This is a genomic window from Phenylobacterium sp. Root1290 (assembly GCF_001425305.1).
Taxonomy (GTDB): domain Bacteria; phylum Pseudomonadota; class Alphaproteobacteria; order Caulobacterales; family Caulobacteraceae; genus Phenylobacterium.
This window is the reverse complement of the sequence record NZ_LMEE01000003.1, coordinates 196,780-211,320: the sequence shown is the minus strand read 5'-3', so window position 1 is coordinate 211,320 and position 14,541 is coordinate 196,780. Positions and strand designations below refer to the sequence as shown.

The 14,541-nt window shown below is 69.5% G+C and carries 3 protein-coding genes; 1 reads left to right on the top strand and 2 read right to left on the bottom strand.

Annotated features, from left to right (window positions below):
• Positions 1-21: 21 nt before the first annotated feature.
• Positions 22-843 (top strand): alpha/beta hydrolase, encoded by an 822-nt coding sequence (locus tag ASC79_RS15630; protein ID WP_056022521.1) that lies wholly within the window; start codon positions 22-24, stop codon positions 841-843.
• Here the strand turns inward: ASC79_RS15630 and ASC79_RS15625 are convergent.
• On the bottom strand, positions 762-10,019 hold the full coding sequence (locus ASC79_RS15625; RefSeq protein WP_056022527.1) for a hybrid non-ribosomal peptide synthetase/type I polyketide synthase: 9,258 nt from the start codon (positions 10,017-10,019) through the stop codon (positions 762-764). The two genes, ASC79_RS15630 and ASC79_RS15625, sit on opposite strands and share 82 nt — an antisense overlap.
• 9 nt (positions 10,020-10,028) lie before the next feature.
• Positions 10,029-14,450: a MupA/Atu3671 family FMN-dependent luciferase-like monooxygenase gene (locus ASC79_RS15620; RefSeq protein WP_056022529.1), complete on the bottom strand. Its 4,422-nt coding sequence runs from the start codon at positions 14,448-14,450 to the stop codon at positions 10,029-10,031.
• Positions 14,451-14,541: the final 91 nt, after the last annotated feature.

Genomic DNA, 14,541 nt, shown 5'->3' with positions numbered 1-14,541 from the left:
GATGTTCTCAGGAGCGCCGACGTGTCGATGCCGAACCTTGCGATCGCCGCCCTGATCGCAGCCGCTGCACTGGCCGCACTGATGTTCGCGGGGGTCTGGGCGTTCCAGGCCTACGGCATCTATCAGTTTCCTCGCAGCAGTCCGCCGGCCGCCGACGGCGTGAGGGCCGTTCAATTTCGATCGAGCGACGGCCAGATGATCGGAGCGCGATTGGCCCTGCCCCAGCCCGGCAAGCCCGTGATCATGAGCTTCTATGGCAATGGCGCGGGCGTGGACGCATCCTTCGAGCGGCTTAGCGCCCTGCGCGATCGGGGCTTCGGGATCGCCATGATGGAGTATCGCGGTTCGGGCGCGACGGGCGGCAAGTCCAGCGAGATGAACTTCGCCCGCGACGCCCTGGCCTTCTATGACCAGCTCGACGACCTGATGGGCCTGCCGGCGACCGCCCGAGTCCTGCATGGCTTCAGCCTGGGCGCGGGGGTCGGCAGCCGCCTGGCGGCGGCGCGTCCGTTCGAGGCCGTGGTGTTCGAAGCCGCCCCCTATCGCGCCTGCCTCTACTACCAGGACGCCTACAAGGGCTTCCCGTTCTGCCAGGTGATGTGGGCCGAGCGGTACGACAATGTGGACCACATACGCGCCATCAGCGCCCCGAAGCTCATCGTGCATGGCGCGCTGGACCAGGCCTTGCCCGTCGCCCGGGCGCGCCAGCTATTTGCCGAGGTCCCTGGTCCGAAAGAGTATCTGGAGATCGAGGGCGGCCATCACGCCGACTTGACCCAGCTTGGACTGACCGAGGCGATGGACGCCTTCATATCCAGGTCTGTCGCGCCCTCGTCGCCCTGAGGCGCGATGAAGCTTTCGATCAGTTTCGCCAGCAGCTGGACGTTCTGGTCCTTCAGCATCCCCATGTGGTCGCCTTCGACCCACGGCGTCTCGACGGTCGAGGGATTGGAGACCGCCCCCCAACCGAGGGTGGGGTCGAGCTCCAGGGTCCGGCGCGCCACCAGGCGCTTGGGCCGGGTGCGGAACAGCGTGACAGGCGCGCTGATCTTGCCGCCTTCGTACTTGCGGGCCGCCGCCATCCAGATGTCCCGCATCACTTGATAGCGGGAGTGCGACAGGCTGGAGTTCTTGAAGAGCCGCAGGTTCGAACCGCGCAAGATCCTGCTGCGCACGGCCTTGGTGAGCCGCTCGGAGAACTGCGGCAGGCCCTCGCTGCGCAGCAACTGGAATTCGTCGAGCAGCCGCTCGCCCATCCCCAGCTTGACGACCGGCCGGAACTCCTTGGCGAAGCCCGGCGCATAGGTGTCGAGCACGAACAGCCGCTCGACCTTTTCGCCAGCGGCCTCGAGCTGGCGGGTCATCTCGAACGCCGTGAACGAGCCGCCGGAATATCCCGCCAGCAGATATGGGCCCCTGGCCTGGTGCAGGCGCAGGTAGCGAATGTTCGCGGCGGCCATCTCCTCGATGGTCTCGTACGGCCGGTGACCGAGCACCCCGCGCGTCTGGAAGCCCACCACTGGGCGATTGACCCCCAGCTGCGCGCCCAGCTCCATGAGGTTGTTGACGTTGCCGCCGACGCCGCCAGCGATGAACAGAGGGCGCCTGTCGCGATTGGGGCCGGGATGGATGACGGTGCTCGTATCCCAGTCCGCGTCGGGATTGGTTTCGGCAGGCGCAGGGCTGGAGGTTTCGAGCAAGGCCGCGAGTTCGCGCAGCGTCTGGTTGCTGAACAGGGTCGAGATCGGCAGATCGTGCCCGAACTCGCTGCGGATGCGATCGAACAGCCGCACGGCCAGCAGCGAGTGTCCGCCCAGGGCGAAGAAGTTCGCAGAGGCCGAGGTGACCTTTTCGCCCAAGACGGATGACCAGATGGCAGCCAGCCTGGTCTCGGTCCCGCCGCGCGGCGTCGCATCGGCGTCGGCGGCGACGCTCTGGCTGCGCAGCGCGGGCAGAGCGCGCCGGTCCGGCTTGCCGTTGGCGTTGAGCGGGATCTCGTCCACCGCCACGAAGAAGGTCGGAATGGCGAAGCCCGGCAGGCGCGAGGCCAGGAAGCCCCGCAGTTCGGCGGGTTGGGGCGCCGCGCCATGCGCCACGAAGTAGGCGGCCAGCACCTTGTCCGACTGGCCCTGCGGCACGGCGGCGACCGCGACGGACTGGCGAATGGCCGGATGGGCGTCCAGCGCCTGCTCGATCTCGGTCAGCTCGACACGGAAGCCGCGGATCTTCACCTGCGTGTCGGCGCGTCCGAAGAAGCGCAGGACGCCGTCGCCGGGGTTCAGCACGAGATCGCCGGAACGATAGAGCTTGAGCGCCGGGTCCCAGGGCGCGGTGACGAACTTCTCCGCCGTCAGCTCGGGGCGGTTCCAGTAGCCCAGCGCCAGGCCGCGCCCGGCGATGCAGAGTTCGCCGATGATGCCGTCGGGAACCGGGCGCAGGTTCGCATCGAGGATGTAGATCTGGGTGCCGGGGACAGCGCGGCCGATGGGCAGCGGCATGCCGCGCGACAGATCGGCCTGCGTGACCTTGTGCGCGTTGGTGACGTTGCTTTCGGTCGGACCGTAGCCGTTGACGACGGCGACGTTCGGACAGGCGGCCATGACGCGTGCGACATGGACGGGCGAGACGACATCACCGCCGACGACCACCTGCCTGACCCCGGAGAACGTCTTCGGGCGGACGTCCGCGACGGCGTGGAACAGGCCCGATGTCAGCCACAGCGTGTTGACGCCGTGGCTCTGGATGGCGTCGGCCAGCTGCGAGATCGAGAGCGTCCCATCCGGCGGCACCACGAGCGTTCCGCCGTGCAGCAGCGACGCGAAGAGATCGATGATCGACGTATCGAAGGCGAAGGACGAGGAGTGCAGCGTGACCGTCTCGTCTGACATTTGCAGCCAGTCGGTGTCGCGCAGCATCCGGATGATCGACCGATGCGGCAGCACGACGCCCTTGGGCACGCCGGTCGTGCCGGAGGTGAACATCACATAGGCGATGGACTCGCCGCTGATCTCGACGGCGGGCGCTGGGGCGGGCGCCTGCGGGAAGTCCTTCCAGTGAACGACGCGCACGCCTTCCTTCACCGCCGGGGGGCAGGCTCCGAGCAGGACGGCGATACCCGTGTCGCGGGCCATGAAGCGCAGGCGCTCTTCCGGCAGACTGATGTCGAAAGGCACGTAGCCGGCGCCGGCCTTGAGGACGCCCAGCACCGCGACCACCAGCGACAATGAGCGGTGCGACGAAATCCCGACCAGATGGCCGGGGCGGACGCCAGATGCGGCCAGCATCGCGGCCAGCGCGTCAGACCGCCGATCTAGCTCGGCATAGGTCAGGGTTTGATCGCCGAAGCGCACGGCGATCTTGTCGGCGTACTTGGCGGCGACGCCGTGGAAGACTTCGGTGACCGTCTGCGGCCCGGCGGCTCCAGGATCGGCATGCGCGCCGCTGGCGGGAGCGATCTCGCGGCCGTGGGACAAGAGGGCGGCGACGGGCCGCTCCATCGCATCGGGCGTTTCGGCGATGGCCTGAAGGAGCCTCAGCAGATTGCCGGCATGAGTCCGGACGGTGGCCTCGTCGAAGAGATCGGTCTTGTAGTTCCAGGTCAGCTCCACGCGGCCGGGCGCGTCGAACTGATTGAAGAACAGGTCGAAGAACTCATGCCCGGTCGAGTTGACCTCGATGCGGGCCGGGGCCGCGCCCAGGGCGATGCTCTCCAGCTCGGCGAGGCCGTCGATGTTGACCACCACCGGCGCCAGCAGATGGCGGGCCGAACTGCGGGGCGTGTGCAGGTCGCGCACCAGCGCGCCGTGGCTGTAGTTCTGATGCTCCACCGCCTCGAGCAGGTCACGGCGCGCCTGTTGCAGCAGGTCGCGCAGCGAGGCGCCGCGGTCGATGACGGCGCGCACCGGCAGGAAGCTGACGCCGTGCGCGACGACGTTCTCCAGCCCGTGCCCGACCTGACCGGCGACCGGAATTCCGACAGCCACGTCGGGCGCGCCCGTCATCAGCGACAGATAGTAGCGGAAGCTGGCGAAGATCAGGTTGCGCAGCGAGGTGTCGGCGCTCTGGGCGACGCGGCGCAACGCCGCCTCCAGGTCGCCGTCGAGCCGGCTGACGACGCGCGCGGCCGCGGTCGTCGGCGTCGCCGGGTGCGGCTTGTCGAAGGTCAGGTCCATGACCGGCAACGAGCCGGCGTACTTATCCAGCCAGAACCGGCGATGGGTCTCGGCCTCGGCGGAGCCGGCCCATTGCGCTTCGGCCTCGGCCAGGTCGCTGACGCCCTGAGCGGGCGGCAGGGCGGCGGGCTGGCCTTGCAGCGCCGCGGTGTAGAGCGCAGCGAGGTCGCGCATCAGCACGCCGGCCGACCAGCCGTCACAGACGATGTGATGCACGATCAGCGCCAGTTCCGAACGCCCTTCCGGCAGGCGCAGCGACAGGACGCGCAGCAGCGGGCCGCGCGACAGGTCGAACGGAGCGCCGGCCGCCTCGCGCAGAAGCACGTCGCGCTGCGCCTGGGCCTGCTCGGCGCCGAGGCGGGAGAGATCGTTCTCGGCCAGTTCGAAGCCGCCTTGCGGGTCGATGGTGAGCGTCGCGCCTTCGAGATCGAAGGACGCGCGCAGCACCTCGTGGCGGTCGACCAGCGCGGCCAGCGCGGTGCGCAAGGCCGGAAACTCGATCCGGCCCGCGACGTGCATGGAAAACGACAGGTTGTAGGCGATGAGCATCGAGCGATCGACAAGCATGCTGCCGGCGATCTCGCGCTGACCTTCGGTCATGCCGATCCGATGCGGTCCTGAACGTCGCGCCGCGCTGCTCGTCGGCGCCTGTGCGGGCGCGACCGCGCCGGCGCCCAGCAGCGCGGCGAAGGCTTCGAGGCGCGGCGCCTCGAACAGCTTTCCGAGCGGCAGCGACACGCCGAAGTCCTTGCGCACCCGCGCGATCATCCGCACGGCATTCAGCGAATGGCCGCCCAGCGCGAAGAAGTCATCCTCGGGCGCTATGCCGGAAACACCAAGGATATCGCGCCATATGCCGGCCAGCCGCGCCGTCACCGGATCGGCGATTTCCTGCTCGGGCCGGGCCTGGCGCTGCGGCTTGCCGACGTCCGTGGTTTCCAGCATGGCGAGCCGGATCAGGTCGATCGAAACCGGCGAGACCACGATCTGACGGGCCGCATGGTCGAACACGCGGGCGAACAGCTCCGGCGCGTCCAAGCGACGGATGCCGGCGGCGAGTATCTGACTGCCGATGCTCTGGCGGGGCTGTGCGCCGGCGAGCCCGCCGGTCGCCACCGCTCGCAGGGCGAAGTCCTCGATCTGCACCAGCACGGCGCCGTCCATGTCGCAGATGGCGACCCTGAACGACGCGAACCGCCCTGCCTCGCTGGCGATGAGCTCGGCATGGGCGACGATGCGGTCCGCCAGCGGCGCAAAGACCTGCATCCGGCCAGCCGACATGGGCGCATGGAGCTGGCCGTTCGACGAAAGCATCGCCAGGCCGATCGTCGCGGCCATGTCGAGCAGGGCAGGATGCATCGGGTGAACGGCAAGGTCGCCGCGGAAGGCTTCGGCCAGGGCGAACTCGCCCGTCACACGGTTCTGCGCCACGCGGATGTCGCCGACGCAGTTCCACCGCGGACCAAAGCCCATCAGGCCGCCCTGCACGGGCTGACCGCTCAAGCTGGAAACCGGCGCGTCGGAAGCGCTTGCCGGCGCCGGACGGGGCGCGGGGGAGGCCAGCGCAACGATGCGCGCGGACATGTGCTCGACCGGCTCGGCGCTCGCCCCGGCGCGGCTTTCGATCGCCAGTTCGTAGCCTTCCGGCGCGGGAATAAGCCGCAACGCGACCCGGCGCGGCATGCGCTCGAAGGTCATGGCGGAGGTGAATTGCATCGCGTCGAGCGCGAAGGGACGCTGCGCCATCACCGCCTGCGCGGCGGCATATGCCAGCTCCATGAATGCCGCGCCGGGGAGGACGGGCTGGCCGTCCACGACGTGTTCGGCGACGCGCCAGTCGGTTTCCGGGTCGATGACGGTCTCGAAGAGAACGGAGCCGTCCACGACATCCGTGCGAACGCCGAGCAGGGCGTCGCCGCCCGCGACCGACCCTGCGCCATAGGCGCGCGCGGCCATGCCGATGTCGCGCCATGCGCCCCAGGCGATCGAGAACCCGTCCTTGCGGCTGGCTGCGATGGCCTCCAGCGCCGCATTGGCGCCCGCATAGGACGTCTGCCCCACGCCGCCCAGCAGAACCGAGGTCGAGGACATGACCGCGAAGAAATCGAGGCTGCCTTCGGGATAGAGCCGATCGAGGGTGCGCGCGCCGGTGAGCTTCGGCTCCATGACAGCAAGCGCCGTTTCGAGCGGCTGCAGGGCCAGGGGCGCATCGTCCAGAACGCCCGCCGCATGGATGAGGCCGTTCAGGGCGCCGAAGCGTTCGGCCGCGGCTTGAAGCGCCTGCGCCGTCGCATCGGGGTCGGCGAGGTCGGCCTGGACGAACATGACCTCGCCGCCGTGGGCCTCGATTGCGGCGCGGAGGGCGACGTCTTCGCTGGTGCTGCGCGACAGCACGATCAGCCGCGCCTGCGCCGTCTCGGCCAGCCAGCGGGCCATTTCGCGGCCGATGCCGCCAGCGCCGCCCGTGATCAGATAGACGCCGTTCTTCCGCAGGCGCTGCGGCAGATCCTGCGGCTTGGCGATCGGGGCGGCGTTGCGCGAGCGCACGAAGCGGCTCGCGCGCAAAGCCACATGGTCGGCCTCGCCGGGGGCGGCTGCTTCCGCCAGAAGGGCGTCCAGGTCGGCGCCCTCGCCGAAATCGACCAGAACTGAGGTCAGGCCCGAAATTTCACGCGGGGCGACCCGGACCGCGCCCAGCAAGACGTCAGCCTGCGGGTTGGGGGCCGGCTCGCCCGCAACGCCCGCCGCGCCCTGGACGACGAAGGTCAGGTGCGTCGCTTGTTCGGTCTGTTGCAGCAGGCGGGCGAGAAGGTAGGCGCCGGAGAACGCCTGGCCGCCAAGCCGGGGATCCGCGCCCCAAAGGTAGAGGGTGCGAGCGGGCGCCGATGGCAGCGCGTCGGCCAGCGCATCGAAGTCTTCCTGGGCGTCGGGACGCACACTGAAGCCATGCTCGCCGCGCTCGAAGCCGGCGCCGGCGCGGACCGCAACAACGCGCGCCCCCTTCGCGCTGAGGCGCGTGAGCACGGCTTCGGAAAGCGCGTCGTCGCCGGCGAACACCAACCAGTCGCCGTCCAGGCCAGGCGTTGCGCCATGGCGCGGCTGTTCGCTCCAACCAAGTTCCTCGAACCATTGCGCGAGGTCCGGCCGACGCGCGAGCTGAGGCGCCTCGTCCGCGTCGTCGCGGGAGAGCCCGCGACCGGGCTCGACCCAGTGCCGCTCTTTCGCGAAGGCGTAGGTCGGCAGCGACACGCGCGCGCCATCCGACGGGACAGCCAGCGACCAATCGAGATCCACGCCATTGGCCCAAACCCCGCCAAGCGCTGCAAGCGCGACGCCGGCTTCGTCGCTGTCATCGCGCGGACGCGGCGAGGAGTAGAGCACCGCGCGGGGCTGCGCCTTGCAGGCTTCCAGCAAGGGACCAAGCGTCTGGCCTGGCCCGACCTCGATGACGATGCTCGGCTGGCCGTCCAGCACCGTGCGGGCTGCGTCGGCGAAGCGCACGGTGTTGCGCAGATGCTGAACCCAGTATTCGGCGGAACAAAGATCCTCGCCTTCGGCCCACCCCCCTCGCATCGACGAGGCCATCGGCACGGCCGGCCTTTCAAAAGGCACGCCCGCGAACCCGGCGCGGAACGGCTCCAGCTGACCGTCCAGTTGCCGCGAGTGCGCCGCGACCTCGATGTGGATGCGGCGCGCTTCCAGGCCGGCCTTCGCGAGGTCTTGTTCCAGCCGCTCGATATCGGCGGTCTGGCCGGAGAGGACTGTCGTCTCGTCGGTGTTGATGGCGGCGACGTCCAGCGTGTCGCCGAGATAGGGCCGCACCGCGTCCGCCGAGAGCGGCACGGAGGTCATCGCGCCCGCAGGCGCCTCGTCCATCACCTTGCCGCGCAGGGCGACGATCTTCAGCGCATCTTCAAGCCGCATGGCGCCGGCGGCGACCGCGCCCGCATACTCGCCGACCGAGTGGGCGAGTATGGCGTCGGGCTTCACGCCCCACGACGCCCAGAGCTGGGTGTAGGCGTACTCGAGAATGAACAGCGCCGGGATCGCATAGCCGGACCGCTCGAGCTTCGCCTTGGCCTCTGCGTCGCCCCGCTCGCGGCGGAACATGACCTCATAGAGATCGGCAGGCGCGCTCGGCGGCAGGGCGGCGAAGCACGTGCGCACCGCCTCGGCGAACACCGGGAAGGACGCCAGCATTCCCGCGCCGGCGCCGGGGTACTGTGCGCCGCCGCCCGGATAGAGAAACACGATGCGTGGAGCCGGGTCCCCTGCGCTGCCCTGCTGGCGATAGGCGGTGCTGCGCGCACCGATCGCCGCCTGAAGTTCCTGCGCATTGCGGGCGGCCACGACGAAGCGCTCGCCGAAGGCGCGGCGGCCCTCGCGCAGGGTGAAGGCGACGTCGCGCAACGCTGGAACCTCGCCGCCGAGCCAGGCGGCCCACCCCTCGCGGGTCCGGTCGAGGTCGGCCTTCGTGCGGGCGCTGAAGGGAAACAGCTTCCAGGCGCCGTCATCGGCCAGGACTTCGCGCCTCGGCGCTTCCTCGACGATCACATGGGCGTTGGTGCCCCCGACGCCGAGCGAATTGACCGCCGCGCGCAGCGGACCGCCAGGCTCCCACGCGCCGCCTTGGGCGACCACGCGGAACGGGCTGGCGTCAAAGTCGAAGCGGCTGTTGGGCTTAGAGAAATTCAGGCTGGCGGGCAGCGTGCGGTGACGCATCGCCTCGACGACCTTGATCAGGCTGGCGGCGCCTGCGGCGGTGTCGAGGTGGCCGATATTGGTTTTGACCGAGCCGATCCCGATGCCGGCCTTCTGCACGCCGCCATAGACCTGCTGGAGCGCGGCGAGCTCGATCGGGTCGCCGATCGGCGTCCCCGTTCCATGGGTCTCGATATAGGAGATGTCGCCAGGCGACAGACCCGAGAGGGCCAGCGCCTCGGCCGCGGCTTCCGCCTGCCCGTCCACCGACGGCGCGAGATAGCTGGCCTTGCCCGAGCCGTCGTTGTTGACCGCGCTGGCGAGGATCACGGCCTTGATGTCGTCGCCGTCGGCGACCGCGTCCTCGTAGCGGCGAAGCACGACCAGCGCCACGCCGGAGCCGAACACCGTGCCCTTGCTGTCGTCGTCGAAGGCGCGACAGAGACCGTCCGGAGAGAGGATTTCGCCTTCGGTGTAGGTGTAGCCGACATGGTGCGGCAGCTCGATGGTCACGCCGCCGGCGATGGCCATGTCGCATTCCATGTTCAGCAACGAGGACATGGCCGTGTGCACGGCCACCAGCGATGTCGAGCAGGCGGTCTGCACGGCGACGGACGGCCCGGTGAGGTTCAGCAGGTACGACAGGCGGGTGGTCAGGAAGTCCTTGTCGTTGCCGGTGTGGCGCAACAGGAACAGGCCGATTTCCTCGGCCAGGTCGGGGTTGCTGAGCAGGTTGAACGGCAGGTAGGCCTGCATGCCCGAACCGGCGAACACGCCGATGCGGCCATCGAATTTCTCCGGCACATAGCCGGCGTCCTCGAGGGCCTCCCAGCCGCACTCCAGAAAATGCCGATGCTGGGGGTCGAGGATCGACGCCTCGCGCGGCGAGAACCCGAAGAAGCCGGCGTCGAAATACTCCATGTCCGGCAGGACGTTGGCCACGCGCACATAGTTCGGATCGGCAAGCTTGCGACGGCTGACGCCGCGCGCCAGGAGGTCGGAGTCGGTGAGGCGCTGCGAGGCGACGCGGGCGTCGCGCAGCATCGCCCAGAACTCATCGACGTTGCGCGCCGAGGGGAACCGGCCCGCGCGTCCGACTATGGCTATCCGATCGCCAGGCGCCGTGGCCGCATCGTCTCGATCCACGTCCGCCTCCTACCTGCGGCCCATTCTGGCCAGCCGCGCGGCGGCGCGCGCCGCGCCTCGGTCAGCGGCGGCGTTGGCCGGGCCCGCATCGCTCGACAGATGCGCGGCGATGGCGCGAACCGTCGGGAACCGGAAGATGTCGGTAATGGCGATGTCGCGCGCGAAATGCTCCTTCATGCGCCGTTGCATCTGCACGACCAGCAGCGAGTGCGCGCCGAGATCGAAGACGTTTTCGGTGACGGAGATCTCCTCAAGGCCAAGGGCGTCCTTCCAGATCGCCGCCACGGCGGCTTCGGTGTCGCCCGTCGCCGCGACCATCTCGCCACGCTCGGCGACGGCCTTGGGAAGCGGCAAGCCCTGTCGATCGATCTTGCCGTTCGGCGTCGTCGGCATCCGGTCAAGGAAGACGATCTGCGAGGGCCGCATGAACTCCGGCAGCTTTTCCGCCAGGCGCGCGGCCAGGTCGCGCTCGCTCGGCCGGGATGCGCCGGCGGTGACGTAGGCGACCAGTCGCGCGTCGTTCGCGCCGAACTCCACCATCTTGACCGCCACCTGCCGAACCGAATCGGCCTGCGCGATCACGGCCTCGATCTCGCCGAGCTCGATGCGGTGACCGCGGATCTTCACCTGGTTGTCGATCCGACCCAGGAACTCCAGCGCGCCATCGGGCTGCATCCGCACGAGGTCGCCGGTGCGATACCAGCGCCGGCCGTCCTGCTCGACAAAGCGATCCGCCGTGAGCTCGGGCCGCCGCCAATAGCCCCGCGCGACGCCCGCACCCGAAATCCACAACTCGCCTTCGACCATACGGGGCGCGACCTGCCCGCCCGGCGCGCGCACGCTCAGGTCCGTATTGGCGATCGGCTGGCCGAGCGGAACGCGCTCGCCCACCGCATCGAGCGCGGCGACCGACGACCAGATCGTCGTCTCGGTCGGCCCGTACATGTTGAGCAGCCGGCCCTGGAGACCGGCGCGCAGGTCGCGGGCGAGATCGGGCGGCAGCGCCTCGCCGCCGACCATCAGGCAGTCGAGCTGCTGGAGGGCGCGTTTGCCCGCCGCATCGGCGGGGAGATAGGCGGCCATCGACGGCGTGCACTGCAGATAGGTGACGCCGTTCTGCACGATGTCCTCGGCCACCGAACTCTTGTGGCCGACGCCGCCTTCCCGTTCGAGTTCGGTCATCAGCGTGCGGATATGCTTGAGGTTCGCCAGAACGGTCTCGGACTCGATGCCGAAGTCGATCAGGCAGGCGATCTCGTCGACGCCCGCCGCCGTCACGTCGCGAACGATTTCCTTCGCCGTTTCCGGCGTTCCGAACAGCCCTGCGCGGCGATAGTAGCGCTCGAACGCGTGATCCAGCAGCGCATCCAGCTCTTCCGGCTTCAGGTCCTCGGTCTCGAAGACCTGCTGCGGACTGCGGCCGGTGGCGTCGGCCCGCGAGACGAAGGTCGGGAAGGTCCACGAAGCCTGGCGCACGAGGTCGACCGCGCTGTTCAGATAGGACTTCATCGGCTGGCGCGCGGTCCGCAGCACGGTCTCCTCATCCTCGGAAACGAACGTGTGCAGCATCAGCACCACGTGGCCGGCGCCTTCGAAGCCCGCCTCCGCGCGCGCCTGACGATAGGCGGCGATCTTGTCCCGCAGTTCCTCAAGCGACTGGCCGAGCAGGTGGGTGAGCACGCCGCATCCCAGGCGTCCGGCCTCGGCGAAGGTGTCGACGTTTCCCGCCGCGGTGATCCAGACGGGTATTTCCTTCTGCACCGGCCGCGGATGGATGTTCACGGCCACCGGCTTGCCGTCGGGGCCGGGAAACTCGACCCCCTCCCCCGCCCATAGCCGGCGGAGCGTCGCGACCGTGCCCAGCGCGATCGCCTTGCGATCGGCGAAGTTTTCGGGACGCAGGACGAAATCGTTCGGCTGCCAGCCGGAGGCGATGGCGATGCCCGCGCGCCCGCCGGACAGGTTGTCGACCAGCGCCCAGCTTTCGGCGATGGACACCGGGTGATGCAGCGGCGCGACCACCGAGCCGGCGCGCAGCTTGACGTTCTTGGTCATGCCCGCCAGGGCGGCGGCGCTGATCGCGGGGCTGGGATAGAGCCCGCCGAAATCGTGGAAGTGGCGCTCTGGCGTCCAGATCGCCTCGAAGCCGTTTTCATCGGCGAAGCGCGCGCCTTCGAACAGGATGCGGTAGGCGTCGGCGCCCGCGGCGCCCGACTGCGCGGCGAAATAGAACAGCGAGAAGGCGGGCATGTCGGCCTTGCCGCCCGAGGCCTGCAGCACGATGGTCGCGCCGCGCGTCAGCGTCCACAGCAGCTCCAGCACCGAGATGTCGAACGACATCGAGGTGACGGCAAGGAGCCGCGCCCCGCGTTCCAGCGGCGCTGCGCGGTCCATGCCCGCAATGAAATTCGTGACGTTGCGGTGCTCGATCATCACGCCCTTGGGCCGACCGGTCGAGCCGGACGTGTAGATCAGATAAGCCATGTCGGCCGGCGCGCCCTGGAGGCCGGCGAAGTCATGCCCGGCCTTGTGCGAGACCACGCGCGCCGGGTCGAGGAAGGCCGGCGGAGCGACGTCCGTATCAGCCACCACGAGCGCGGCCTCGGAGTCTTCGAGCATGAAGGCGATGCGATCGGGCGGGTAGGACGGGTCGAGCGGCAGATAGGCCGCGCCGGTCTTGAGAATGGCCAGCATCGAGACCACCAGATCGGCGCTGCGCTCGAGGTAGAGGCCGACCACCGAGCCCGGCCCGGCGCCGCGGGCGGCCAGGGCGCCGGCGAGACGCGCCGCCTTCTCCTCGAGCTCGCCGTAGGTGAGCTTGCGGCCGCCATCCTCGATGGCGACGGCGTCGGGAATGTCCTGCGCCATCCTCGCGATCAGCACCGGGATGGTGTCCGGGTTCTCGGTCGGCCCGTCCTCACTGACGGACGCGGCGTCGGCGCCCAGCGGCAGCGTGGACAGCACCGCATCGGGCGTGCCCAGAAATGCGTTGCAGAAGACGCTGAAGTCGGTGGCGATCGCGCTCAGCACCTCGGGCGCGTAGAGGCCCGCGCGGATGCTGATGGCGGCGGGGGCGGGGCAGAGCGTGATCTCGGCTTCCGCGACGCTCGGCCGCCCGGCGACGAGCGTGCCAAGGGCGGCGCGCCCGGCAACCCGCAAGGGCAGATCGGCCGCCATCGGCGCTTGCGGCCGCGCCCGTCGCACGGCGTCAGCGTAGGCGTCGGACGCGGCCTGCGCGGCGCCGAGAGGATCGATGTCCGCCGTGACCGGGAACCAGCGCGCCAGGGCTGCAGATGCCGGTTCCGCCGCCGTCGCCAGCGTGACCCGCGACTGGCCGGTCAGGGCGGCGAGCCAGGCGGCCCACGCCGCGCCGAGGGCGTCGGGCGAAAGCTCGCCGACGTCGAGCACGACCTGAGCGGCCGCCGCGCCATGGTCGCGCGGATAGGGCGGCAGAAGGGCGTTGGCGTTTTCGAGCGCGCGCTCCCAGAACGGCTCGGAAGCGCCCACGCTGCGCAGGGTCGCAGCATCGACCGGGACAAGTGGCGGCAGCACCGCATCCACCGTGACGCCAAGCTCGGTGGGATCGACGGGCGCGCCGTCCATGCCGGTGAGGCCGGTCAGCACAACCGCGCCATCGCCGGCCATCAGTGTGATCGAGCCTTCGTCGAGAGCGAGAACCTGACCTGGCGCGCTTCGTCCCTCGACCCGGCGCTCCAACTCGCGCACGGCCAGAAGCCGGTCGCCGAGCAGCAGCTTAGGCAGCGCCATAGGATTGCGCCGCGTTCCGAAGTCCAGCGCGCGCACGGTGCGGCAAAGCTCCGCCGCGGGCCGCGTCAGGTCCAGAACGCCGAAATCAGCGGGACGTTTGGCGCGCGGATACCAGCCGCGCTCGCCGCTCAACGGCTTGGCGTCCAGCCGCCCTGCGGACAGGTCGGCCAGCAGTTCGCGGAAAGTCTCCTCGCCGGCCTCGTAGCAGCGCAGATTGAGGCTGAAGGCGGTTTCGTTCGGAGCGATCGCAAAGCGGCGGGATTTCAGGACCCGGCCCGCATCGACCGCCTCGACCATCTCATGCCACGTGACAGCGTGCTCATCGGCGCCTTCGAGGATCGCCCAGGCCGGCGCGTTGAGGCCGCTGCGCGCAGGCAGCGGGCCGTCGTGGAAATTGATGGCCATCAGCCGCGCGGCGGCAAGCGTCTCTGGACTCAGGACGGCGAGGTTGGCCACGCTGAAGAGATAGTCGGCTCCGCCTTGCTCCAGCGCCGGCCGTTCGGGAACGCCGAGCACGGCAAGGTCCTGCTCCTGCGCCCAGGCGGCGATCTGGGGATCGGCCGTGACAACGCCCGCCACCTGCCCACCGGCCTGCACGAAGGCCTCCGCGCAGCGGATCAGAAGTGTGCCGTCCCCAACGAAGTAGGCGCTTTGTATCGACATTTGGAACCGCCCGGAAATCGGCCATTCAGCCGACAAAGTTATCCTGCGAGGTATTAAGTCTATCTAATTGCACATCGAGTAGATGGGCATG